The sequence below is a fragment of the Dokdonella sp. GW821-FHT11D02 genome, from assembly GCF_058808595.1.
The window spans coordinates 4,666,522-4,689,351 of record NZ_CM179520.1 but is presented as its reverse complement, the minus strand read 5'-3'; the positions used below and the strand labels follow the sequence as shown (position 1 = coordinate 4,689,351).

Here is a 22,830-nt window from a genome sequence, read left to right as displayed (position 1 = left end):
GCGACGACCGGCCGCTATACTGCGCGCACGTCTTCATCGGACTTTCATCATGTCGCTGCGCCGTCTCGTTCCGCTTTTGATTTTCGCGCTGTCGCTGACCGCTTGCGGCAACAAGGGTCCGCTGGTCAGGCCGCCGACGAAGTCGCCGACGCCGTCTCCGCAACCGGCGCCTGCACCCACGCCCGCACCGGAATCCTCCGGCCACTGAGTCACGGCGCCGACGTTGCGTCGGCGCCACGATCGTTGTTCCTCCGCGACTTTCGTTGCGGGCTTCCCTCAATACCTTCAGATCAGCCCTGCGTGTTCGTTCCGTAGGGCGCCCCTACGGCGATTCTTCGTTCCACCGCAGACTAGGCATCTAGTTTTGCGTTCGCCGACCGATTGCCGACCTGACGTGTATGTCGGCCCTCGGCACGTCATTAATCCATTAGTGCATTTCGCAAGAAGGAGCAGCTCACCGGCTCCGCGCACGGCGCGCGATTGGTAACGCACGCTGCCGTTGTGGCGTGGACGAAGCGTTACCGAAACGTTCCCGGCCGTTGCCGAGAAATCTCCGATCGGCGCGGTCGAACCGCCCCGAAGAGCCGCCTTCATCGATCGAGTGGACGCGGTGTTCCGGCCGTCGTCGCATCACGCGACAGCGATCGGACGCGGCTGCCCGCCCGGCTCTTCGAACCGCTGCTGCACAGCAGCCGCCCTGGCGGTGAGTGCATCGAGGGCTCACGGCTTCGCTCGCGTTGATGAGCGAGGTCGCGAGTCGCTGCGAAGAAAAGCTCGATGCACCAGGCCGTCCGAACTTCAATCGGAGCTACCTCAATGAAACCTTTAGCGTTGGTCGTTGCGGCCATGGCCGCTATCGGCCCGGCCGTTTTGGCCGGACCGGCTCTTGCATCGCTTCCCACTTCGCCCCGTGGCATAACTGGTGACACCGTATTGCCGCGCGACGTTTCGATCTCGCAAATGGAGGACAACACGCCCGCATACGGCACCGGGATATCTTGTGTCGGTGAAACGACAACATGGGCCAGTAGCTGGTGGCGGCGGTTCTATTTCAGCGAGCACGGCGCGCCGGCCGGATCGGTGGAAGTGCGCAGCGTAACGCTTAGCGTAGAGCGGGGGCTGCCGACGCCCATTGCCGTTCGCCTCTACTCGATCCCGCACGACGTACCCGTCGACACGATTCCGCTCGCGGGTCTGACTCCGATCGGTGCAGGCAGCGGCGTCAGCGACGGCACTGAGCGGCAGACACTGACGATTCCGGTCAGCGGCGTCGTCGCCGACGCGGTGAACACCGACCTGGTCGTCGAGTATCACATCGACGACTCGGTAGGCTTGTTCGTGCAGGGCGCCAATATGACGGAGCAGACCCATCCGTCGTTTTTCTCCTGGCCGGAGTGCGGAATCGACGAACCGACTGCGCTGCGTTCGCCGACCATCGGTGGGACATTGATGACGGTCGGTCTGGGAACGATGGGGCCGGCGGCGCCGAACGTGTCGATGGCGTTCTCACCGGAGTCGACGATGGTGGCTACGACGAGCACGTTGACGATCGCGCTCGACAATCGCAGCCAGCCGACCGCGGCGACGCTCGGCGCCGATTTCATTCACACGTTGCCCGAGGGCCTGCGTGTCGCAACAGCGCCGAATGCGACGACGACCTGTGTGAACGGCAGCGTGGCGACGTCGGCGTCTGCGGATGCGGTCGTATTGAATCACGGCGCGCAGATTCCAGCAGCGGGCTTTTGCACCCTCAGCGTCGACGTTGTCGCTGCTGCGCCAGGTCTGTTTCGGAATCGAGTCGCCGCGGGAGCGCTGCAGACTGACCTCGGGGTCAGCCACGCCCCCGCGAAGGCCACACTGACGGTGTATTCAGGCAGTTCCACGACGTTTCCGCCGTTCGAGGATTTCGACCATGCCCCTCCGCCGGCCCTGCCGACGGGATGGATTTCCTCGACCGTGACCGGGACTAGCGATTGGGTGACCACCAGCTCGGCGCAGGATGCGGGACCGAATGCGGTTTACGTCGGCGAGCGTGGCGAGGTGAGTGACTTCACGCTGGATTCGCCGGTCTTCGTGCCGGTGCCGAATCAGAACGTGAGCTTCCGCCATCGATACGCGTTGGTGTCGCCCGATGCCGCGGTGCTCGAGATCTCGATCGACGGCGGAGACTTCGTCGACATTCTCCAAGCTGGCGGGATTTTCGTCACAGGCGGTTACAACGACCGCGTCTTTCGCAATACGGGAAGCCCGCTCGCCGGACGCGCAGCCTGGCTGTTCGGCACCCCCGATTCGACTTTCATGACGACGATCGCCAGCCTCCCCGCAGAGGCCGTCGGCAAGCCGACTCGCCTGCGCTTTCGTACGGCCGACGATGAGTACGGTGCCGCTTGGGAAGAGCGCGGCTGGTGGATCGATTCGATCCGCCTCGGCGTCGGCGTGCCCCCGGCCGCGACGATTGCTCCGCAGGCGTTGAACTTCACCGTCGCCGCGGACGCAAGCGCGAGCCAGACGTTGAGCATCGCCAATGCAGCCGGCAGCGATCCGCTGCTGTATTCGGTGATCGCGCGGGGTACCAGCTCGATGCTGCAGCCGCCCCTGTCCGTTCCGCTCGCCGATACCCAACGCGCTGCACCGCCTGCCGGAGCGGAACCGTCATTCCGAGTGCAGCCGCTGACCCAGCCGACGCTGGCATCGACGCCGCCGTGGATCGCGCCGGGAACCTTGGTCTTCCAACTCGACGATGGAGCGCCGGAAACCGCTGTGGGATTCGGCGAGCCCGGTACCGAGCGCGGTTCGATTTATTTGAATCGATACAGCGTGGATGGGCCGGTCACGATCGATTCAATCTCCGTGTTCTGGGGCGACGAGAAAATGGGCAACGGCGATCTGCGCGGCCTGCAGGCCAACCTGGTCGTCTACTACGACGCCGACGGCGGTCCTTTTCTGCGCAATGCGAAACGCATCGGCACAAACCACCTCGTCGACATCGCCGTAACCGGCGGGTTTCAGACCTACGCCACGGATTTTCGTGTTCCCGGCCCAGGGCACGTCTATGTCGGCTTCGTCGATCAATGGGCGCTCGGCGGCGGCTTCACGCCGCCGTATACACCGGCCGCCTTCGATGTGACGGTGCCACAAGGTCAATCCTACTTTTCGGCCCATTACACCCAGCCGACCGATCTCGACAATCTGGACAACAACACCATCACCGAGAACATCGATTGGCTGTTCAGGCCACGCGGCAACTTCGCTATTCGCGCGACTGCTACCGACGGTAACGGACCCTGCCAAGGGAGCGTGCCGGCTTGGTTGGTGCATCCGCCGAGCAACGGCGTCGTCGACGGCGGCACGCAGCACGAGCTGGCTGTGACCGCGGTGCCTGCTCTGGCGGGTCTCGGTCAAGGCACGTACACGGCGAGCCTGTGTTTGACCACCAACGATCCATCGCAGCCGGTGGTCAGCGTGCCGGTGAATTTGACCGTCACCGCAGCGGCGTCCGCATGTCGCGGCGGTGCCGACGCGATCTTCTGTGACGGCTTCGAAGCGCCCGACACGGCATCGGAAGCACAACACTAGGCATTCAGACGAACGACGACGGAAGCGATCCGGCAACGGCTCGCTTCCGTTTTCAATCGTCAGCGGACGCCGCCGCAGCTCGGTTCGCGCAGCAACGGGAAGCTATACTGCGGGCGGATTCTCGCAGGACCGTCCCATGCCTCCATCCGTTCGCCAGCTTGCCTGCGCACCGTCCGCAGCGTCGCCGATCGCGACTCGAACCTGACGCGATCGGCATGGCGCTCCGTTTCAGCAAGATGCACGGCCTCGGCAACGACTTCGTCATCGTCGACTGCCGCACCCAGCCGCTCGGTCTCGATGCGCAGGCGATTCGGCTTTTCGGCGATCGTCATTTCGGCGTCGGTTTCGATCAGCTGTTGACGATCGAGCCGGCGCGCGACCCGTCCTGCGCCTTCGCTTACGGCATCTGGAACACCGACGGCACCTCCTCGGGACAATGCGGCAACGGCTTGCGTTGCGTAGCGCGCTGGCTCGAACGCGCCAGCGTGCTCGGCCGTGGCGCGGTGCGCCTGGAAAGTCCGTCCGGGCCGGTCGCGGTCGAGCTGCTCGACGGAGGCCACGTGCGCGCCGACATGGGCGAGCCGCGTTTCGCGCCGGCGGCGATTCCACTTTCGGCCGAAGCGAAGGCCATCGACGAAGCGAACGGCCTCTACGCGATCGACGTCGTCGGCCGCAAGGTCGAGCTCGGCGCCGTCTCGATGGGCAATCCGCACGCGGTGGTCGAGGTCGACGACGTCGCTGCGGCGGCGGTCGCGGTGCTCGGACCGCAGATCGAACATTCGCCGGCTTTCCCGCAAGGCTGCAACGTCGGCTTCGCCGAAATCGTTTCGCGCGAGCGCATCCGCCTGCGCGTATGGGAGCGCGGTGTCGGCGAGACGCTCGCCTGCGGCAGCGGCGCCTGCGCCGCGGTGGCTTCACTGCGCCGGCGCGGCCGCGTCGATGCGGAGGTGCGCGTCGCCCTGCCGGGCGGTGAACTTTCCATCCGCTGGGAAGGCCCAGGCCACACGTTGTGGATGAGCGGCCCGGCACAGTTCGTGTTCGAGGGCGAGTACGGCGCCTAGATCATGCAAGACGAGGAAACCATGAGCGAACTCAGCGTCAAAGAAGGTCTGACCGCGATGGAAGTCGCGAGTTATCTGCGCCGCCATCCCGAATTCCTCAACGAATTCCCCGACCTCGCCATGGCGCTGGTACTGCCGCGCGAGCAGGGTTCGGCCGCGTCGTTGGCGAGCTACCAACTCGAAGTGCTGCGCGACAAGAATCGCGAGCTGAATCGGCGCCTGCAGGAGCTGATCGAAATCGCGCACGAGAACGAAACCTTGATGGTGCGCGTGCACACGCTGACGCTGGCCCTGATGCGTGCGCGCACATTGCCGGAAACCGCGAACTCGATCGTCGCCGCGCTGACCGAGGATTTCCACACCGACCTCGTGCGTCTGGTGCTGTTCCGCGCCGATCCGGATCTGCCGGCCGCCGAGTGGCTGATCGCCGAGCCGGCCGGCGCGTCCGCGTTGCCCGCGTTCGCCGAGTTCTTCAAGCGTGCCGAGCCGCTCTGCGGCCGCGTGCAGCAGGACAAGCTCGATGCGCTGTTCGGCGACAAGGCGGGCGAAGTCCGCTCGACCGTGCTGCTGCCGATCGATTCGGTTGGCCTCTTGGCGATCGGCAGCCACGACGAGAACCGCTTCCATCCGGGCATGGGCACGGTGTTCTTGAAGCTGATCGCCGAAGCGGTCGCCGCCGCGATCGGGCGCTTCCGCGACTGACCGGCACGATCGACATGAGTGCTGCGCTGGCCAGTGGCGTCGACGGTTTCCTCGCCTATCTGCGCGACGAGCGTCGCTACTCATCGAGCACGCTCGAACACTATGCGTTCGGGCTCGCACGGCTGGCCGACTACGCCGAGCAGCGCGGCATCCAGCGCTGGCGCGATCTGAAGGCCGATCAGGTGCAGTCGCTGCTCGCGCTCGAGCACCGCGAACGCGGCTATTCGCCGTCGACATTGCGCGGCCTCGCCTCGGCTTGGCGCAGCTTCTTCCGCTACCTCGCGCGCGAAGGGGAAGTGGCGAGCAACCCCGCGCTCGGTCTGCGCTCGCCCAAGCTGCGGCGCAAATTGCCCGAAGTACTCGACGCCGACGAGATGAGTCAGCTGGTCGAAGTGCCCGGCGACGACGTCGAGGCGGTACGCGACCGCGCCTTGCTCGAACTTTTGTATTCCAGCGGGCTGCGCGTGGCCGAACTCTGCGGCGTGCGCTGGCGTGACTTCGATGCCGACGGCGCGATGCTGCGCGTGACCGGCAAAGGCTCCAAAACCCGTCTGGTGCCGGTCGGCGCGAAAGCGCGCGAGGCGCTCGCCGCGCTGCGCGAGCAAGACGGCTGCGGCGCCGACGATCCGCTCGTGCGCGGCGTGCGCGGTCGCCCGCTGACGCCCAACGGCGTGCGCGCGCGCCTCAAGCGCCGCGCGCAAGAGCAGGGCGTGTGGAAGCGCGTCTATCCGCATCTTCTGCGCCACTCGTGCGCCAGCCATCTGCTCGAATCCTCCGGCGACCTGCGCGCCGTGCAGGAACTGCTCGGTCACGCCGACATCGGTACCACCCAGATCTACACGCATCTGGATTTCCAGCATCTGGCCAAGGTCTACGACGCGGCGCATCCGCGTGCGCGGCGCCGCGCACGCGATTGAGTCAGGGGCTTTCAAGCCCGAATCGCTACGCGTTTCAAACGTTTCCGCTCCCGCTCTTGAATCGCCGCCACGCGCAGGCGATCTTGGGTTCCGCAGCCACGGCCCCACCTCCGTACCCTCGACAGAACGGACGCCCATGGACAGTTTTCACGCCACTACCATCGTTTCCGTCCGCCGCGGCGACAAAGTCGTCATCGGCGGCGACGGCCAGGTCACGCTCGGCAACACGGTCATGAAGGCGAATGCGCGCAAGGTGCGCCGCCTCGGCAAGGGCGATGTGCTGGCCGGCTTCGCCGGCGCGACGGCGGACGCTTTCACCTTGTTCGAGTTGTTCGAACAAAAACTCGACAAGCACGGCGGCAACCTGACCCGCGCCGCGGTCGAATTGGCCAAGGATTGGCGCACCGAGCGCCGCCTCGGTCGCCTCGAAGCGCTGCTCGCGGTCGCCGACAAATCGACGTCGCTGATCGTGTCGGGCAACGGCGACGTGCTCGAACCGGAAAACGGTTTGATCGCCATCGGCTCCGGCGGTCCGTTCGCGCTCGCCGCGGCGAAAGCTCTGCTCGAACACACGGAGCTGGAGCCGCGCGCGATCGTCGAGAAAGCGTTGAACATCGCCGGCGACATCTGCATCTACACCAATCACAACGTCACCATTGAAGAGCTGTGATTCGGGATTGGGGATTGGGGATTCGAAAGAGCGCGCTCGTTTAGGTGCCTATTCGCTCCATTCTCCGGTTCCGAATCTCAAATCCCGAATCCCCAATCCCGGCTTCCCATGTCCGAACTGACTCCCCGCGAAATCGTCAACGAACTCGATCGCTACATCATCGGCCAGAAAGCGGCCAAGCGTGCGGTCGCGATCGCGCTGCGCAACCGCTGGCGGCGCATGCAGCTCGATCCGTCACTGCGCGATGAAGTAACGCCGAAGAACATTCTGATGATCGGTCCGACCGGCGTCGGCAAGACCGAGATCGCGCGCCGGCTCGCTTCGCTCGCGAATGCGCCGTTCATCAAGGTGGAAGCGACCAAGTTCACCGAAGTCGGCTACGTCGGCAAAGACGTCGAGCAGATCGTGCGCGATCTCGCCGACGCCGCGGTCAAGATGGCGCGCGAACAGGCCAAGACGCGCGTACGTTCGCAGGCCGAGGACCGCGCCGAGGACCGTATCCTCGATGCGCTGCTGCCGCGCCGCCAAGGCGTCGGCTTCGCCAACGAGCCGCAGCCGGTCGACACGCGCGATGCCGAGACGCGCCAGAAGCTGCGCAAGCAGCTGCGCGAAGGCGCGCTCGACGAGCGCGAGATCGAGCTCGATTTCGCGATGAACGTCGGCGTCGAAATCATGGCGCCGCCCGGCATGGAGGAAATGACCAGCCAGTTGCGCGGCATGTTCCAGTCGCTGGCCGGGCAGAAAACGCAGTCACGCAAGTTGCCGATCGCGCAGGCGCGGCCGCTGTTGATCGAGGAAGAGGCGGGCCGGCTCGTCAACGACGAGGAAATCAAGCGCCTGGCGCTGGCGAACTGCGAGCAGAACGGCATCGTCTTCATCGACGAGATCGACAAGATCGCGCAGCGCGGCGAATGGAGCGGCGCCGGCGTCTCGCGCGAAGGCGTGCAGCGCGACCTGCTGCCGCTGGTGGAAGGCTCGGCGGTGTCGACCAAGTACGGCATCGTCAAGACCGATCACATCCTGTTCATCGCATCGGGTGCGTTCTCGCTGGCCAAACCCTCCGATTTGGTGCCCGAACTGCAGGGGCGTTTTCCGATTCGCGTCGAGCTCGCGGCGCTGACCGCCGACGATTTCAAGCGCATCCTGTCCGAGCCGCACCACGCGCTGACCAAGCAATACACGGCCTTGCTCGGCACCGAGGGCGTCACCATCGAGTTCACCGACGACGGCATCGAGCGCCTCGCGCAGATCGCCTTCCACGTCAACGAACGCACCGAGAACATCGGCGCGCGCCGCCTGCATACCGTGCTCGAGCGCCTGCTCGACGAGATTTCCTACGAAGCCTCGGACAAGGGCGGCCAGCACTACCGCATCGACACCGCTTACGTCGACGCGCATCTGGGAGGCCTGGTCAAGGACGAAGATTTGTCGCGCTACATCCTCTGATCGCGCACCTCTGCGCACGCGAAAAAGGGGATTTCTTGCGCGACCGCTGCAAACCACCGACCATATCGCCATGACTACTGTCGTTCCTTTCAAAGCCCGCGGCGTCCGCGCCGATCTACGCGAGGCGCTGGAGCAGCGCTTGCCGATGCGCGTCCAGCGCGAACGCCTGCAGCCGGGCACGATCCACGGTTACGTCGTCGCGCTGTCGCGCGACTTCTGTCTGATCGCCGAAGTCGGCGACGCGATGCGTTTCGACGGCTATGTCGCGATCGCCGTTGCCGACATCAGCTCGCTCGAGCCGGACCCATCGCGCGAATTCGTCGACAAGGCGCTGGCCCTGCGCGGCGAGCAGCTGGTCGTGCCGCAGGACTTCCGCCTCGACGACTGGGTCTCGATCGCGCAATCCGCGGCGGCTTGTGCGCCGCTGATCTCGGTCAATATGGTCGAGGACGACGAGGGCGAAATCAGCTACGTCGGTCAGCTCGATTCGGTCGAGTCGAATGCGCTGGTGCTGCGCGAACTCGACCCGAACGCGCAGTGGTATCCCGACACCGGCACCTACGAATTCGAGGCGATCGGCTCGATCGGGTTCGGCAGCGGCTACCTCGATGCACTGTGGCAGGTCGCCGGTTCGCCGGGTGGGCCGACGTTGGCGGTGCGCAAGCCCCATACTGTGCATTAGTTGGTGCGATCGTCCTTGATCGCTGCTTCGGCGGATGAGGGTTGAGGGCGTGAGAGGAGCAGCTTACGGGTGGATCTAGAGCGGCCATCCATGGCCGCACTTTTCACTCACAGCTGCTTCGTAGCAGAGTCGTTTGAGACTTCTTTTGGGCGTTATTCCCGCGACGTGCTTTACGACAGCCGAAGGCTGGTCAAGCGGAAATTCCCTATCGTTTTTACGCACGCCTTCCGATGAGCAAGCCGGTTCCGATCAGTCTGACCTTGCATCGCGCGTCGCACGCGCTCGAAGTCGTGTTCGACAACGGCGAGGCGTTTCGTCTGCCGGCCGAATATCTGCGCGTGAATTCGCCGAGCGCCGAAGTGCAGGGGCATGGGCCGGGGCAGAAAGTGCTGGTGACCGGCAAGGCGCACGTCAACATCTCCGCCGTCGAGCCGGTCGGCAACTACGCCGTGCTGCTGCGCTTCGACGACGGCCACGCCAGCGGCATCTATTCCTGGGACATCCTGTATGCGCTCGGCCGCGATCAGGCGCGCAATTGGCAGGCGTACCTGGACGAAGTCGCTGCACGCGAGGCATCGCGCCAGCCCTGATCCGGCTTCTGTCAGTCAATCTTTATTGCTACCTGAGATGAGACCGGGCCTCGGCCGGGCGAGTCGGATTGGCCGCTAGTAGCGCGCACGACGCCGGCACGCCGAGGCTTTCTCAGGGTTCGCGGCTCGCGCTTGCGGTAGCATGCACACCATGAGCGAACCGCAAACCACCCATTTCGGCTACCGCGACGTGCCCGAGGCCGACAAGGCCCGCCTCGTCGGCGAGGTGTTCACCTCGGTCGCGCGCAATTACGACGTCATGAACGATTTGATGTCGTTCGGCGTGCATCGACTGTGGAAACGCTACTTCGTCGCGACCAGCGGCGTGCGCGCCGGCGATCGCGTGCTCGATCTCGCCGGCGGTACCGGCGACATCGCCGCGCTGCTGCTGCCGCGGGTCGGCGCACGCGGCAGCGTCGTGGTCGGCGACATCAACGGCGACATGCTGCGCGTCGGCCGCAACCGTCTGCTCGATCGCGGCCTCGTGCGCGGTCTGGACTGGTCGCAGATGGACGCCGAGGCGCTGCCGTTTCCGGACCAAAGCTTCGACTGCGTGACGATGGCGTTCGGCTTGCGCAACGTTACGCACAAGGAGCGCGCGCTCAGCGAGATTCATCGCGTGCTGAAAATCGGCGGCCGTGCCTTGGTGCTCGAGTTCTCCACCGTGCGCGCCGAATTCCTCAAGCCCCTGTACGACTTCCATTCGTTCCAGGTACTGCCGCGCATCGGCCGCCTGATCGCCGGCGACGAGGCCAGCTATCGATATCTGGCCGAGTCGATCCGCAAGCATCCGGACCAGGAAACTCTGAAGTCGATGATGGAAGGGGCCGGACTCGCGCGCGTCGACGTGCGCAATCTCTCCGCTGGCATCGTCGCGATCCATCGCGGCTACCGCGTCTGAGTCTTCGCGCATGAACCGCGAGACCGTGCCGTCGATCTTCGACGAATGGCTGCTGCGTTGGAATTTGCGCGCCGACGGCACGCCGATCTGGACCCATTGCAGCGACCTGCTGCCGGTACGGCGCGCGGGCGCGCCGGCGATGCTGAAAATCGCACGCGAGCCGGATACGCGCTGGGCTTGGCTCTTGATGGACTACTGGGGCGGCGACGGTGCCGCGCGCGTGCTCGCCCACGAAGGCGACGCCCTGCTGCTCGAACGTGCGATGGGCACGCGCTCGCTCGCTCGGATGTCGCGCGAAGACCGCGACGACGAAGCGATCCGCATTCTGTGCGCTGCCGCGGCGCGACTGCACGCGCCGCGTGCGCGGCCGCTGCCCGATCAGTTGCTGCCGCTCGAGCAATGGTTTGCACCGTTGGCGCCAGTCGCACGTGCACACGGCGGCATCCTCGCGCGCGCCGACGCGATCGCCGGCGAATTGTTCGCCGCGCCGCGCGACATCGTGACCTTGCACGGCGATCTGCACCACGACAACGTGCTCGACGGCGCGGAACGCGGCTGGCTCGCGATCGATCCGATGCGCCTGCTCGGCGACCGCGGCTTCGATTTCGTCAACATGATGCGCAACCCCGATCCGCAGGAAGACATCGGCCTCAAGCGCGAGCTGTTCGCGCGCCGCGTCGATCTCATCGTCGAAGCCGCGACGATCGAGCGCGAGCGCCTGCTGCGCTGGACGCTCGCATTCGCGTGTTTGTCCGCCGCCTGGATCATCGACGACGGCGACGAGCCGGTCGCCGATCTCGCGATTGCCGAGATGGCGCTGGCGGAGCTGGGTTGAGTCGAAACGCTTCGCCGCCGCCGGAAATCGCGTGTAGGTCGAACTGACGAAGCGCGTGCCGTTACAGCGAAATCATCCGCAACGCGATCGCCCGCGCCGCCGCCTGGCGCCGGCCGAACACGCCGAACTTGCGCGCGGCATTCTCCAAATGGAACACGACCGTGCGCTCGGAGATACCGAGCACGCGGCTGATCTCCCAGCCGGTCTTGCCGCCGGCGGTCCAGCGCAGGCATTCGCGTTCGCGTTCGGTCAGGCGCACGTGTTCGCTTTCGATCGCGCTGGCCAGGCGGTGCCCGGCTTCGTGCACATACGCGGCGAACAACTGCGCGTCGGCGAGCTGGCGCTGCATGTTGCGCGCCGGCGGCGTGCGCGAGCTGGCCAGTGAGAGTACGCCCCATTGGCAGCCGAAGCCGTGCACCGGCACGCTGACGCCGTGACGCAGGCCGATGTCGGCGGCATCCTTGAAGAACACCGGGCAATGCAGGTCCTCTTCGCCACGATGGTCCTCGACGTCCCACGCCAGCGGCGCGAGATGGCGGCGACAGTGCGCGAAAACCGGGTCGGCGGCGCCGTGGCCGTGCTTGAAATGGTCGGCGTACCAGCCCGACGGCAGCGAGCCGCACAAATACGGAACCTCGGCGCCGCCGGCCGGCATCATCGCGTAGACCCACACGTCGTAGCCGAGCCTGCGCGCGCACTCACCACCGCTGCGCTGGAGTTCCTCGTGCGTGTCGCAAGCGAGCAAGGCCTGCATGATTTCGAGAGTCGATGCCATGACTCAGCGCACCGTTGGGTGTGCGCGCCCGCCGCGCGCACTCATAAAATGAAAGGGTTGGCGTGATTCGAGCGTGAAAATCGACAGTCCGTGGTGAATGTTTGTGCCTTCCGGCACTTCACGCCGCCGTCGAAGGACGTATCGGGAAGACGAATCTGCGCATCGATCTGCGTGTCCGCGGACTTTGGGCGACAATGCGCCCACCTCGCGCCACGCCGAGCGCTTTCGTCCACCGTACTGTCCACGAGGAATGTCCGTGTCCTTTCTGCGCCTCGCCTTCTTCTCGACCCTGGCGCTCGCCGCCGCGGTCGCGCATGCCGCCGATCCCCACAGTTACGCCAACGTCGACGCCGTGCGCGTGCGCACGCTGGCGCTGGATCTCGACGTCGACTTCAAACGCCACGAACTCGCCGGCAGCGCCGAGCTGGAACTGGATTGGAAAGATCCGTCCGCGCGCACGCTCGTGCTCGATACGCGCGACCTGAAGATCGAACGTGTCGAAGCGCTCGACGCGAAAGGTACCGCGCAAGCCGCGCGCTATACGTTGGACAAACGCGATCCGCTGCTCGGCTCGGCCTTGCGCATCGTCTTGACCGAACAAGCGCCGCGCGTGCGCGTGCGCTACCGCAGCGCGCCGACCGCATCCGGACTGCAGTGGATGGCGCCGGCGCAGACCGCCGGCAAGACGCATCCGTTCATGTTCTCGCAGTCGCAGTCGATCCATGCGCGCAGCTGGGTGCCGCTGCAGGACACGCCGGCGGTGCGCTTCACCTACACCGCGCACGTGCGCGGCCCGAAAGAGCTGCGCGTGGTGATGAGCGCGAACAACGACGTCAAGCACGCGCTCGACGGCGACTACCACTTCGCGATGGACGAGGCGATTCCGTCCTATCTGCTGGCGATCGCGGTCGGTGACATCGCGGTGCGCGAAACCGGTCCGCGCAGCGCGGTCTATGCCGAGCCGTCGGTGGTGGAGTCGGCGGCGAAGGAGTTCTCCGACACCGAGAAGATGATCGAAACCACCGAGAAGTTGTACGGCCCGTATCGCTGGGGCCGTTACGACATCCTGGTGCTGCCGCCGAGCTTCCCGTTCGGTGGCATGGAGAACCCGCGCTTGACGTTCGCAACGCCGACCGTGATCGTCGGCGACAAGAGCCTGGTCTCGCTGGTCGCGCACGAGCTGGCGCATTCGTGGTCGGGCAACCTGGTCACCAACGCGAGCTGGAAGCACATGTGGCTCAACGAAGGGTTCACGACCTATGTCGAGAACCGCATCGTCGAAGCCGTCTACGGCAAGGTGCAGGCGGACGAGGAATTCGTCACCGCCGCCGATGCGCTGCGCCGCGAGATGAAGGAGACGCCGCTGGAGAAGCAGCGCCTGGTGTCCGACGTCGACGATGCCGACGACGCCGCGTCGAGCTACGCCTACGTCAAAGGCGCGTGGCTGCTGCGCACGCTGGAAGCGCGCTTCGGTCGCGAAACGTTCGACCCTTACTTGCGCGCTTACTTCGAGCACTTCGCCTTCCAGAGCATCACCACCGAGCAGATGCTGGACTACCTGCAGGCCAATTTGATCGCCAAGCATCCGGGCAAGATGAGCCTCGATGAGGTCAAGCGTTGGATCTACGAAGGCGGCGTGCCGGACGACGCGCCGGTGCCGGCCTCGCCGCAGCTCGACGCGATCGCGGCGGCGCGCAAGGAATGGCTGGCCGGCACGCGCACGGCGGCCGAACTCGGTGCCAAGAGCTGGAACACGCACGAATGGATGTACTTTCTCGACGGCCTGCCGGAAAAGCTGAGCGCCGAGCAGCTCGCTGCGCTCGACGCGGCCTGGCATCTGAACGGCGCGCCGAACGCGGAGATCGCGCGGCGCTGGTACCTCGCCGCGATCCGCAGCGGCTACCAGCCGGCGCGTGCGGAAATGGCCAAGTACATGACGCGCATCGGCCGCCGTTATCTGGTGGTGCCGCTGTACGAAGAGCTGGTCAAGACCGCCGAAGGCAAGGCCTTCGCCAAGCAGGTCTATGCCAAGGCCAAGCCCGGCTACCACCCGATGACTCAGGTCAGCATCGAGAAGGCGCTGCAAAAGAAGTGAGCGCACGGCGGATCGGGCATTGGCCCGATCCGCCGCGGTCATTCCTTGCGCTTGAGCGGCTGCCGCGTCGCGGCAGCCGCGGGATGCCGAGGCTTACGGCTGATCGCCGCTGAATTTCTGCACGCTCGCGCCCTTGACCGTGCCGATCGTCGCGCTGTCGCTGACGAACAGCTCGACTTCGCGTTGGAACTCGAGCGTGCCCTGTACGACCGCATGCGGGCCGATCACTACGCGCGGCTTGCGCGATTCGCCCCAGGACCAGCCGCTCGGCTTCTTCACCAGGATGCCGCCTTCCACGCGCGAATCGGCGCCGACGTCGATGTCGCCGCCGACCGTCTCGATGCCGCCGCCGATGTGCGCGGCGTCGAGCGCGAAGCGGCCGTTGACGGTTTCCGCGTGGCCGCCGACGTCGGCGCTCTTGCCCAGCCGGATGCCGCCGTTGACGGTTTCGACGCCGCCGCGCACCTGCGCGCCTTCGCCGAGGTCGATGCCGCCGTTGACCGTCTTCACCGTTTCGGCGCGCGCCTGTGCACCGAGGCGGATGCCGCCGTTGACGGTGGTGACCTTGTGCGCGCTGCCGGAGGCGGCGATGCGGATGCCGCCGTTGACCGTGGTCAGGTTGCCGGCCTGTTCGCCGTTCTTGATCTCGATCGAGCCGTTCACCTTGTCGACGTCGTCCTGAGCCAGGGCGAGCTGCGCGGCGGGCAGGAGCAGCGACAGGGCGAGGGCGAGCGACAGGCGTTTCATGCGATATCTCCGGTGGGCTTGGGTACGGACTTGGATGCGGCCGCGGCGGTGAGGGTTTAGGCGCGGTTGCGGCGAGGCGCAGGAGCTTCGGCTAGGATGCTCTATTCCCTGTGCTGCGGAAACCCGGGCGTGAGCCGACCCAAACCGATACTGCTGCTGATCCTCGATGGCTGGGGTCATCGCGAGGAAACCGCGCACAACGCGATCGCGCTGGCGAACTGCCCGAACTGGCGGCGCCTGTTGGCCGAATGCCCGCACACCCTGGTCGATACGCACGGCCAATTCGTCGGATTGCCGGAAGGGCAGATGGGCAATTCCGAAGTCGGTCACATGAACATCGGCTCGGGCCGCATCGTTTATCAGGACCTGACGCGCATCGACGCGGCCATCGCCGACGGCAGCTTCTACGCCAACCCGGCCTTGGTCGGCGCCTGCGACGCCGCGCTGCGCAGCGGCGGCACGCTGCACGTGCTCGGTCTGCTCAGTCCCGGCGGCGTGCACAGCCAGGAGCAGCACATCTACGCCTTGCTCGAACTGGCCGCCCGGCGCGGCGTCGCGCGCGTCGCCGTGCACGCCTTCCTCGACGGTCGCGATACGCCGCCGCGCAGCGCCGAAGCGAGCCTGCGCGCGCTTTCGGAAAAATGCACCGCGCTCGGCAACGCAAAAATTGCAACGGTCAGCGGACGCTACTACGCGATGGACCGCGACCAGCGCTGGGATCGGGTGAGGCTCGCCTACGACGCGATCGCCGAGGCGCGCGCGGAGTTTCACGCCGCCGATGCGCTCACCGCGTTGCAGGAAGCCTACGCGCGCGGCGAGAACGACGAGTTCGTCAAGCCGACTCTGATCGCGGACGGCGTCCGCGTCGCCGACGGCGACGCGATCGTATTCATGAATTTCCGCGCCGATCGCGCGCGCGAGCTGTCGCATGCCTTCGTCGACGGCGGCTTCGCTGGTTTCGCGCGCGACCGCACGATCGAGCTGTCCGCCTTCGTCACGTTGACCGAGTACGAGCAAGGCCTCGCCGCGACCGCGATCGCCTATCCGCCGCAATCGATGCACAACACGCTCGGCGAATACTTGTCCGCGCTCGGGTTGACCCAGCTGCGCATCGCCGAGACCGAGAAGTACGCGCACGTGACGTTCTTCTTCTCCGGCGGCCGCGAAGCGCCGTTCATCGGCGAAGAGCGCGTCTTGGTGCCGAGCCCGAAAGTCGCGACCTACGATCTGCAGCCGGAAATGAGCTGCCCCGAACTCACCGACAAGCTGGTCGAGGCGATCGCTGCGCAGCGCTTCGACTTCATCGTCTGCAACATCGCCAATCCCGACATGGTCGGCCACACCGGCATAGAAGCGGCCGCGATCAAGGCGGCCGAGGCGGTCGACGTCGCGCTCGGACGCCTGACCACGGCCATTCGCGCGGCCGGCGGCGAGATGCTGATCAGCGCCGACCACGGCAATCTGGAACAGATGCTCGACGAGAACGGCGTGCCGCACACGCAACACACGGTTGGTCCGGTGCCGCTGGTCTACGTCGGCCGCAAGGCGAACCTGCGCCACGGCGCCTTGCGCGATCTCGCACCGACCGTGTTGGCCTTGATGGATCTGCCGCAGCCGGCCGAGATGAACGGTCGCAGCCTGGTCGAGTTCCTCCGCTGATGAAACGCGTTCTGCTAGGGCTGGCGCTGCTCGCGTCGGTCGTTGCGCAGGCGCAAGAGTCGGATCAAGCGCAACGCGAGGCGCAGGAGAAAGAAGCCAAGCAGAAACTCGATGCGGTGCGCGCCGAGATCAAGACGCTGAGCGAGCAGCAGCGTGCTACATCCGGCGAGCGAGGCGAGGCGGTGCGTACCCTGCGCGAGAAGGAACTCGCACTGGCGGCGGTAGCCAAGGACGTGCACGCGCTCGACGGCAAGCTGCTCACGCAGAAGGACCGGCTCGACCAGCTCGACGCGCAGCGCTCCCGGCTCGAAATCGCTTTGAAGTCGCAGCGCGAAGCGCTCGCCGCCTTGCTGCGTTCGGCCTATGCGCTGGGCAATCACGAAGAGCTGAAGCTGCTGCTGCAGCAGGACGACGTTGCCGCGATCTCGCGCGCGTTGGCCTATCACCGTTACTTCCAGCGCGCGCAGATCGACCAGATCGACCGTCTGCGCGGCGATCTGCGCGAGCTGGCCGAGGTGCAGGATTCGATCGCGACGGCGACCGCCGAACTCGATCGCACGCGTGCCGCACGCAGCGCCGAGGGCGACAAGCTCGAAGTCGAGCGCAGCGAACGCGAACAGCTGGTGGCCGAGATCGACGCCAAGCTGAAAGACCAGGTTTCGCGCATCGCGGCGCTGGGCAAGGACGAGGCGGCGCTGACCGATCTGCTGGAGAAACTGCGCGACGTCTTCGCCGACATCCCCAAGCAGCTCGCCGGTGCCGAACCGTTCGCATCCGCGCGCGGCAAGCTGGACTGGCCGGTGCAAGGCCGGGTGGTGACTGCGTTCGGAGCCGCCGACGAATCGGGCCGGCGCAGCAGCGGCATGCTGGTTGCGGCCAAGACCGGCACCGCCGTGCGCGCGGTTTCGCACGGCCGCGTCGCGTTCGCCGACTGGCTGCGCGGCTACGGATTGATGATCATCATCGACCACGGCGACGGTTACCTGAGCCTCTACGGCTGCAACGAAACCCTGCTCAAGGACGTCGGCGATTGGGTCGACGCCGGCACCGCGATCGCCAGCAGCGGCGCCAGCGGCGGGCAGAAGACGCCCGGCGTCTATTTCGAGCTGCGCGCCAAGGGCCAGGCGATCGATCCGCGCTCTTGGCTGCGTTGAGCGAGCGGCATCGCCCTTGCAAAAGCGCCGCCGGCACGACATGTCCAGGCTAACGGCGCGACTACGCCGTCCGCATTACACTGACCGCATTCCCGTGAGGTGTGTTCGATGTCTCCGCGTCTTCCGCTCGCCACACTGTTCGCCCTGATCGCCGCACCGGCGTTCGCTTCCGATCCGCCGCCGCCGGCCGCAGCGCCGGAGGCCGAAGACGCTGCCGCAGACAGCGCCGCTGACACCACCGCCGCGACACCGCCGGCGCGCGCCAAGTCGGCCTCGAACAAAGCAGTCGATCTGCAAGACATTCGCGCGTTCACCGCGGTCTACAACCTGGTCAAGCAGGCCTACGTCGAAGACGTCGACGACCACCGCTTGATGCAGCAGGCGATCCGCGGCCTTTTGTCCGGCCTCGATCCGCACAGCGAATATCTCGGCAAGGAGCAGATCGAGAACCTGACCGAAGACACCAGCGGCAGCTACGACGGCCTCGGCATCGAGGTGCTGCAGGTCGACGGTACCTTGCGCGTGGTCGCGCCGATCGACGATTCGCCGGCCGAACGCGCCGGCATCAAGGCCGGCGACACCATCGTGCAGATCGACGGCAAGCCGGTGCAGTCCGACGATCTCGATGGCGCGATCTCGCGCCTGCGCGGCAAGCCCGGCACAGAAATCACGCTGAACCTGCTGCACGAAAAACAGAACACCCCGATCGACATCAAGCTGCGGCGCGAAGCGATCAAGGTCGCCAGCGTGCGCAGCCGCTTGCTCGAGCCCGGTTACGCCTACTTGCGCATCAGCCAGTTCCAGGCCGACACCGGCACCCAGTTGCGCAAGCGCGTCGAGCGCGTGCAGGCCGACAACAAGGCGCCGTTGCGCGGCGCGATCCTCGATCTGCGCAGCAATCCCGGCGGCCTTTTGACCTCGGCGGTGGAAGTCGGCGACGCCTTCCTCGACGCCGGCGTGATCGTGACGACCAAGGGGCGCCTGAAAGAATCCGACCTCAGCTTCCGCGCCACGCCTGGCGATCTGCTCAAGGGCGCGCCGCTGGTCGTCCTGGTCGACAACGGCACCGCCTCGGCCGCGGAGATCGTCGCCGGTGCGCTGAAGGACAATCATCGTGCGCTCCTGATGGGGCGGCGCACTTTCGGCAAGGGTTCGGTGCAGACCGTGCTGCCGCTCGATGCCGAACACGCGGTCAAGCTGACCACCGCGCGCTACTACACGCCGAGCGGCATTTCGATCCAAGCCGCCGGCATCCAGCCCGACATCGCACTGGCCGATCTGGCGCTGACCCAACGCGACAACACACCGGCACCGGCGATCGGCGAGCGCGACCTGCGCAATCACCTCAAGGGCGCCGACGAAGGCGACGGCGCCGTGGTCACGCCGAGTGCGTCCGAGCGCGACGTCGAGAAAGACTATGCCTTGAACGAAGCGTTGAATGCGCTGAAAGCATTGGCGCTGCGGAACAAACCGGCGTCCGCTCCGGTCGAGAGCAAAGGCTGATCCCCGGTCCGGAGATTCCGATGCGAAACTGGCTGCGCGACAACAAGCACTTCGTGGCGATCCTGCTTTTGTTCGGATTCGTGCGCACCGCGCTGGCCGACTGGAATCCGGTGCCGAGCGGTTCGATGCGGCCGACCATCCTCGAAGGCGACGTCGTCTTCGTCAATCGCCTTGCCTACGACGTCAAGCTGCCGCTGACCGACCACATCCTCGCGCAAATCGGCGAGCCGCAACGCGGCGACATCGTCACCTTCTCCTCGCCCAAGGACGAGACGCGCCTGATCAAGCGCATCGCGGCCGTACCCGGCGACCTGGTCGAGATGCGCGACAACCGCCTCGTCATCAACGGCGAGACGATCGACTACGCACCGCTCGGCGAGGTGCTGGAGCCGCGCGGCCTCGATCGCCACGGCGTGCCGGCGGAGCGCGCGCGCGAACGCTTCGGTGCGGACGCGCACACGGTGCAATGGCTGCGCGGAGCGATGTCGCGCTCGAGCTTCGCGCCGCTGCGGATTCCGGCCGGCCACTATCTGATGCTCGGCGACAATCGCGACGACAGCGAGGATTCGCGCTACTTCGGGCTGGTGCCGCGCGCACGCCTGATCGGCCGCGCCGAACGCATTCTGGTGTCGGCCGATATCAAAGATCACTGGCAGTTGCGCTTCGACCGCTTCGGCAAGCGCTTCGACGACTAGGGCGCGTCGGCGAAATGCATCGCGCGACTGCAAACCGCGCGGTCGCGGCTACAGATTGGTTTTCGGCGGCGCGATCGGAAACGGCATGATCTTGTCGCCGCTGCCGGCATCGCGGATCGCCAGCGCGCCGCGCTTGGCCACTTCCTCCACGCGCAGGATCGCCTGGATCGGCAGATGCAGGATCTGCGTGTCCTTGAATTCTTCGCGCAAGCGCTCTTCAGTCGGGTCCACCACCAGCCCTTCGCCCGGCGCGTCGAACACCAGATCGCCGACCTCGGTGAATCCCCACAACGCGCTCGAGGCGACGTGGCGTGCGTAGATTTCTATGCTTTTGCCTTGCGACAAAAAGGTGATCTTGTAGAGTTTGGCCGCTTTGCGCATGCGTCCATTGTAGGGGAGAGGCGAGCGCGAGAGCAGCGGCTACCGGCGGAAACGTGGGTTGGGACACGCAGCCGCACGAACTCCCGCTGCGCCGCCGCTTCAGAGTCCGTCCACGCCGTCGGCGAAGATCAGGTCCAGCACGAAATCGGCGCGAATCTCACCGGCGGGAAAGGTTTGCGTGTGAATGTTGAAATAGGCGGTGCCGCTGCGCAGGCCTTCGAGTATCCGCGCGCGCGCCGCTTCGACGCCGCCGCTGGCGTTGACGAAGCTCGGGTTGTAGCTCGCGGCCAGGCTCAGGTCGAATGTGTTGCTGTAGGTCCCCGCGCTGACGCCGAGCGGAAATCCGACGAAGGTCGGCACTTGCGTGGCCACGCCCGCGTTGCTGTTGGGCATGGTGATGCAGCAATGGATGTGCGCGGCGCTGCTGGTTCCGATCAGATCGGCGAAAGCGACCTCGATCTTCAGCAAGAAGGTCGCAGGCGCATAGGTCAGAACGACCGTGCCGTTGCCGGTTGATGCCGAGGGAGGCACTTCCGCCGCGCCCGACAAGCTCCCGACGTAGACCTGAGCCGTGACCGGTCCGGCGGCCAAAGCCGCCGCACTCGCGAGCGCAAAGACGAAACGACGCATCGGCATGACCTCTCGAACGGAGTCGGTGTGAGGTGCGCGAGCGGCCAGTCTAGACGCACCGCGCCGACGATGCAGCCGTATCGCCGCTAGCCGCGAAGTCTGCGCGCCACCGCCGGCTTGGACAGCAAGGCCAGCACGACGCCGATCGCGAAGCCCGATACGTGCGTCCACCACGCCACCGCGCCGAACGCGGGGCCGACGTAGGTGAACAGGAGTTGCAGCATCGCCCAGAAGCCGATCAAGAGCGGCGCGGGAATGCGCACGAATTCGAGAAACACGCCCAGCGGCAGCACCAAGCCGAGGCGCGCGCGCGGAAACAGCGCGAGATAGGCACCGACCACCGCGGAGACGGCGCCGCTGGAGCCGATGATCGGTGCGCTGGTGCCGGCCAGGGTGAACGCGCCGATCAAGTTCGCCAGCGCGCCGCCGATCACGAACATCGCGAGGAAGCGCGCCGAGCCGAGCGCGCGCTCGGCGGAGACGCCGAACACGACCAGAAACAGCATGTTGCCGGTCAGGTGCAGCCAGTCGGCGTGGATGAAGATCGCGGTGACCAGGCGCGCGGCGCGCAGCTCGGCCAGCTGCTGCAGCCACGGCGCATTCGTGTCGAGCAGGGTCGAGGGGACCGTACCCCAGCGCGCCAGTACCGCCAAGCGCTGCGCGGCCGGCATCGTGGCGAGCCACAAGAACACCACCACGCAGGCGGCGACGATCAGCAAGGTCGCCCACGGCGGTCGCGGCTTGCGCCGGCTCGGCAGGTGGACGAACACGCGCGCGGCCGCTCCGCTCAGCGCCCGTCGCGCGGGTAGACGAAGCGCTGGCCTTTGAACTCGAGCACCATGCCGTCGGCGCGGATTTCCTTCAGCACCACGCCGTCGCCGATCTCGTCACCTTCGACGTGGCGATCGCCCTTGATGACGACGAAGCGATCGTGCGGATCGGCGGCGAACACGTGCATGGTCAGTGCGAATTCGGGCAGATCCTTGCGTGTCGCGTATGGCAGCTCCCATACCGAGGGCAGTGCCGGCTGCGCCGGTTGCGTCGGCGCTGGCTCCGTTGCCGGCTTGGCCGTTGCGGCCGGGGGTGTGGCCGGTGCAGTAGCCGGCGCTGCCGCGCTGGGCTGTGTGCCGGCGGCGGCTGGCGCCGTTGGCGTGGTGGTCGCCGGCTTCTTGATCGATGCAGCCGCAGGCGCCGTGGGTGCCGGCGTGGCGGCCGGCGGCGGATTGGCGTGCGTAGCAGCAGGCGCCGCCGGCGTGGCCGGCGTCGATGCGAGCGGCGGCTTGGCAGGCGTGGTCGCCGGAGCCGTCGCCGGTGCGGCCGTGGTGGCGTTCGGGGCTGGCGTGCGATTCGCGGTTGCGGTCGCCGCATTCGCATTCGGCGGCTGATGCGTCGCGGCGGCGGCCGGCGCGTCGCGATGCGCGGCCGGCGCGGAGCGGTTCGGCGGCGTCGCTTGCGCGGTGGTCGCCGGGACTTTCGCCACCGTTTCCGGTGCCGGCGTGACAGGCGCTTCGTTCGATCCGCGCAGCAGCCACCAGCCGACGCCGAGCGCGGCGACGATGAGCACGCCGAACAGAGGCAACAGATTGCGCCGCCGGCGCGCGACCAGCATCGGCGAGCCCAGCGTAGGCGCCTCGCCGAGGCGACGCTGTTGTTCGGATTTCTTCAGGGCTTCGAGGATCAACGACATTGCGATTCCTGGGTCATGCGCGGCGTCGGCCCGGTGGCCGTGGTCCACAGAAAACGGTGGCGACTGCGCCGCGCCACGTTTTTCGCAGCGCGCGCATTGTGCGCGATGCGGCGACACGTTCCCG

At 66.4% G+C, this 22,830-nt stretch carries 22 protein-coding genes; 16 read left to right on the top strand and 6 right to left on the bottom strand.

The window, feature by feature from the left end:
- Window positions 1-49: 49 nt before the first annotated feature.
- From lptM to AC3QL3_RS19800, 11 genes are all read left to right on the top strand, one after another.
- Window positions 50-208, top strand: coding sequence for an LPS translocon maturation chaperone LptM (gene lptM / locus AC3QL3_RS19850; protein ID WP_492895847.1), 159 nt, complete (start codon window positions 50-52; stop codon window positions 206-208).
- A gap of 569 nt (window positions 209-777) precedes the next feature.
- Window positions 778-3,576 carry a DUF7933 domain-containing protein gene (locus tag AC3QL3_RS19845; RefSeq protein WP_492895846.1) on the top strand — a complete coding sequence of 933 codons (2,799 nt, stop codon included), beginning with the start codon at window positions 778-780 and terminating at the stop codon, window positions 3,574-3,576.
- Window positions 3,577-3,791: 215 nt separating this feature from the next.
- The gene (gene dapF, locus AC3QL3_RS19840) at window positions 3,792-4,637 is read left to right on the top strand and encodes a diaminopimelate epimerase (protein ID WP_492895845.1); all 846 of its coding nucleotides are present in this window, start codon (window positions 3,792-3,794) and stop codon (window positions 4,635-4,637) included.
- A gap of 21 nt (window positions 4,638-4,658) precedes the next feature.
- A complete protein-coding gene (locus AC3QL3_RS19835; protein ID WP_492895844.1) occupies window positions 4,659-5,339 on the top strand; it encodes a DUF484 family protein in 681 nt (226 codons plus the stop codon).
- A 14-nt stretch (window positions 5,340-5,353) separates the two neighbouring features.
- Window positions 5,354-6,256 (top strand): tyrosine recombinase XerC, encoded by a 903-nt coding sequence (locus tag AC3QL3_RS19830; RefSeq protein WP_492895843.1) that lies wholly within the window; start codon window positions 5,354-5,356, stop codon window positions 6,254-6,256.
- Between the two features lie 136 nt (window positions 6,257-6,392).
- Window positions 6,393-6,926 (top strand): ATP-dependent protease subunit HslV, encoded by a 534-nt coding sequence (hslV, locus tag AC3QL3_RS19825; protein ID WP_492895842.1) that lies wholly within the window; start codon window positions 6,393-6,395, stop codon window positions 6,924-6,926.
- Window positions 6,927-7,034: 108 nt separating this feature from the next.
- Complete coding sequence (gene hslU, locus AC3QL3_RS19820) at window positions 7,035-8,372, top strand: ATP-dependent protease ATPase subunit HslU (RefSeq protein ID WP_492895841.1); 1,338 nt, start codon at window positions 7,035-7,037, stop codon at window positions 8,370-8,372.
- Window positions 8,373-8,511: 139 nt separating this feature from the next.
- Entirely contained in the window at window positions 8,512-9,054 is a 543-nt protein-coding gene (locus AC3QL3_RS19815) for a hypothetical protein (protein WP_492895840.1), read from the top strand.
- 230 nt (window positions 9,055-9,284) lie between these two features.
- On the top strand, window positions 9,285-9,644 hold the full coding sequence (locus tag AC3QL3_RS19810) for a gamma-butyrobetaine hydroxylase family protein (RefSeq protein WP_492895839.1): 360 nt from the start codon (window positions 9,285-9,287) through the stop codon (window positions 9,642-9,644).
- Window positions 9,645-9,795: 151 nt separating this feature from the next.
- Complete coding sequence (ubiE, locus tag AC3QL3_RS19805; RefSeq protein ID WP_492895838.1) at window positions 9,796-10,545, top strand: bifunctional demethylmenaquinone methyltransferase/2-methoxy-6-polyprenyl-1,4-benzoquinol methylase UbiE; 750 nt, start codon at window positions 9,796-9,798, stop codon at window positions 10,543-10,545.
- Between the two features lie 10 nt (window positions 10,546-10,555).
- The gene (locus AC3QL3_RS19800) at window positions 10,556-11,380 is read left to right on the top strand and encodes an aminoglycoside phosphotransferase family protein (protein WP_492895837.1); all 825 of its coding nucleotides are present in this window, start codon (window positions 10,556-10,558) and stop codon (window positions 11,378-11,380) included.
- A 61-nt stretch (window positions 11,381-11,441) separates the two neighbouring features.
- On the opposite strand, the gene AC3QL3_RS19795 is transcribed toward AC3QL3_RS19800, so the two are convergent.
- Window positions 11,442-12,155, bottom strand: coding sequence for a LuxR family transcriptional regulator (locus tag AC3QL3_RS19795; RefSeq protein ID WP_492895836.1), 714 nt, complete (start codon window positions 12,153-12,155; stop codon window positions 11,442-11,444).
- Window positions 12,156-12,411: 256 nt separating this feature from the next.
- On the opposite strand from AC3QL3_RS19795, the gene AC3QL3_RS19790 reads away from it, so the two are divergent.
- Window positions 12,412-14,250, top strand: coding sequence for a M1 family metallopeptidase (locus AC3QL3_RS19790; protein ID WP_492895835.1), 1,839 nt, complete (start codon window positions 12,412-12,414; stop codon window positions 14,248-14,250).
- 93 nt (window positions 14,251-14,343) lie between these two features.
- Here AC3QL3_RS19790 and AC3QL3_RS19785 read toward each other — a convergent pair whose 3' ends face one another.
- A complete protein-coding gene (locus AC3QL3_RS19785) occupies window positions 14,344-14,997 on the bottom strand; it encodes a DUF4097 family beta strand repeat-containing protein (RefSeq protein ID WP_492895834.1) in 654 nt (217 codons plus the stop codon).
- A 129-nt stretch (window positions 14,998-15,126) separates the two neighbouring features.
- Here AC3QL3_RS19785 and gpmI point away from each other — a divergent pair, with 129 nt between their 5' ends.
- The 4 genes from gpmI (at window position 15,127) to lepB (ending at window position 20,008) form a co-directional block, all read left to right on the top strand.
- Window positions 15,127-16,656 (top strand): 2,3-bisphosphoglycerate-independent phosphoglycerate mutase, encoded by a 1,530-nt coding sequence (gene gpmI / locus AC3QL3_RS19780; RefSeq protein WP_492895833.1) that lies wholly within the window; start codon window positions 15,127-15,129, stop codon window positions 16,654-16,656.
- On the top strand, window positions 16,656-17,810 hold the full coding sequence (locus AC3QL3_RS19775; RefSeq protein WP_492895832.1) for a murein hydrolase activator EnvC family protein: 1,155 nt from the start codon (window positions 16,656-16,658) through the stop codon (window positions 17,808-17,810). The genes gpmI and AC3QL3_RS19775 overlap by 1 nt, the downstream gene beginning before the upstream one ends.
- A 108-nt stretch (window positions 17,811-17,918) precedes the next feature.
- Window positions 17,919-19,313 (top strand): S41 family peptidase, encoded by a 1,395-nt coding sequence (locus AC3QL3_RS19770; RefSeq protein WP_492895831.1) that lies wholly within the window; start codon window positions 17,919-17,921, stop codon window positions 19,311-19,313.
- Window positions 19,314-19,333: 20 nt separating this feature from the next.
- Window positions 19,334-20,008, top strand: a complete 675-nt coding sequence (lepB, locus tag AC3QL3_RS19765; RefSeq protein ID WP_492895830.1) for a signal peptidase I — start codon at window positions 19,334-19,336, stop codon at window positions 20,006-20,008.
- Window positions 20,009-20,056: 48 nt separating this feature from the next.
- Here the strand turns inward: lepB and AC3QL3_RS19760 are convergent, their stop codons facing one another.
- The 4 genes from AC3QL3_RS19760 to AC3QL3_RS19745 all read right to left on the bottom strand — a co-directional run bounded on the left by AC3QL3_RS19760 (window position 20,057) and on the right by AC3QL3_RS19745 (window position 22,706).
- Entirely contained in the window at window positions 20,057-20,389 is a 333-nt protein-coding gene (locus tag AC3QL3_RS19760) for a DUF1820 family protein (protein ID WP_492895829.1), read from the bottom strand.
- A gap of 99 nt (window positions 20,390-20,488) precedes the next feature.
- Entirely contained in the window at window positions 20,489-21,019 is a 531-nt protein-coding gene (locus AC3QL3_RS19755) for a CHRD domain-containing protein (protein ID WP_492895828.1), read from the bottom strand.
- 86 nt (window positions 21,020-21,105) lie between these two features.
- Entirely contained in the window at window positions 21,106-21,789 is a 684-nt protein-coding gene (locus tag AC3QL3_RS19750; RefSeq protein ID WP_492895827.1) for a rhomboid family intramembrane serine protease, read from the bottom strand.
- A 17-nt stretch (window positions 21,790-21,806) separates the two neighbouring features.
- Window positions 21,807-22,706 carry a general secretion pathway protein GspB gene (locus AC3QL3_RS19745; protein WP_492895826.1) on the bottom strand — a complete coding sequence of 300 codons (900 nt, stop codon included), beginning with the start codon at window positions 22,704-22,706 and terminating at the stop codon, window positions 21,807-21,809.
- Window positions 22,707-22,830 lie beyond the last annotated feature (124 nt).

Coding starts and splice junctions, on each gene's coding strand:
- lepB (WP_492895830.1), top strand. CDS start 19,334: ATGCGAAACTGGCTGCGCGACAACAAGCACTTCGTGGCGATCCTGCTT.
- AC3QL3_RS19810 (WP_492895839.1), top strand. CDS start 9,285: ATGAGCAAGCCGGTTCCGATCAGTCTGACCTTGCATCGCGCGTCGCAC.
- AC3QL3_RS19795 (WP_492895836.1), bottom strand. CDS start 12,155: ATGGCATCGACTCTCGAAATCATGCAGGCCTTGCTCGCTTGCGACACG.
- AC3QL3_RS19745 (WP_492895826.1), bottom strand. CDS start 22,706: ATGTCGTTGATCCTCGAAGCCCTGAAGAAATCCGAACAACAGCGTCGC.
- AC3QL3_RS19775 (WP_492895832.1), top strand. CDS start 16,656: ATGAAACGCGTTCTGCTAGGGCTGGCGCTGCTCGCGTCGGTCGTTGCG.
- AC3QL3_RS19830 (WP_492895843.1), top strand. CDS start 5,354: ATGAGTGCTGCGCTGGCCAGTGGCGTCGACGGTTTCCTCGCCTATCTG.
- dapF (WP_492895845.1), top strand. CDS start 3,792: ATGGCGCTCCGTTTCAGCAAGATGCACGGCCTCGGCAACGACTTCGTC.
- AC3QL3_RS19760 (WP_492895829.1), bottom strand. CDS start 20,389: ATGCGCAAAGCGGCCAAACTCTACAAGATCACCTTTTTGTCGCAAGGC.
- AC3QL3_RS19755 (WP_492895828.1), bottom strand. CDS start 21,019: ATGCGTCGTTTCGTCTTTGCGCTCGCGAGTGCGGCGGCTTTGGCCGCC.
- hslU (WP_492895841.1), top strand. CDS start 7,035: ATGTCCGAACTGACTCCCCGCGAAATCGTCAACGAACTCGATCGCTAC.
- AC3QL3_RS19785 (WP_492895834.1), bottom strand. CDS start 14,997: ATGAAACGCCTGTCGCTCGCCCTCGCCCTGTCGCTGCTCCTGCCCGCC.
- hslV (WP_492895842.1), top strand. CDS start 6,393: ATGGACAGTTTTCACGCCACTACCATCGTTTCCGTCCGCCGCGGCGAC.
- AC3QL3_RS19835 (WP_492895844.1), top strand. CDS start 4,659: ATGAGCGAACTCAGCGTCAAAGAAGGTCTGACCGCGATGGAAGTCGCG.
- AC3QL3_RS19800 (WP_492895837.1), top strand. CDS start 10,556: ATGAACCGCGAGACCGTGCCGTCGATCTTCGACGAATGGCTGCTGCGT.
- lptM (WP_492895847.1), top strand. CDS start 50: ATGTCGCTGCGCCGTCTCGTTCCGCTTTTGATTTTCGCGCTGTCGCTG.
- AC3QL3_RS19845 (WP_492895846.1), top strand. CDS start 778: ATGCACCAGGCCGTCCGAACTTCAATCGGAGCTACCTCAATGAAACCT.
- ubiE (WP_492895838.1), top strand. CDS start 9,796: ATGAGCGAACCGCAAACCACCCATTTCGGCTACCGCGACGTGCCCGAG.
- AC3QL3_RS19770 (WP_492895831.1), top strand. CDS start 17,919: ATGTCTCCGCGTCTTCCGCTCGCCACACTGTTCGCCCTGATCGCCGCA.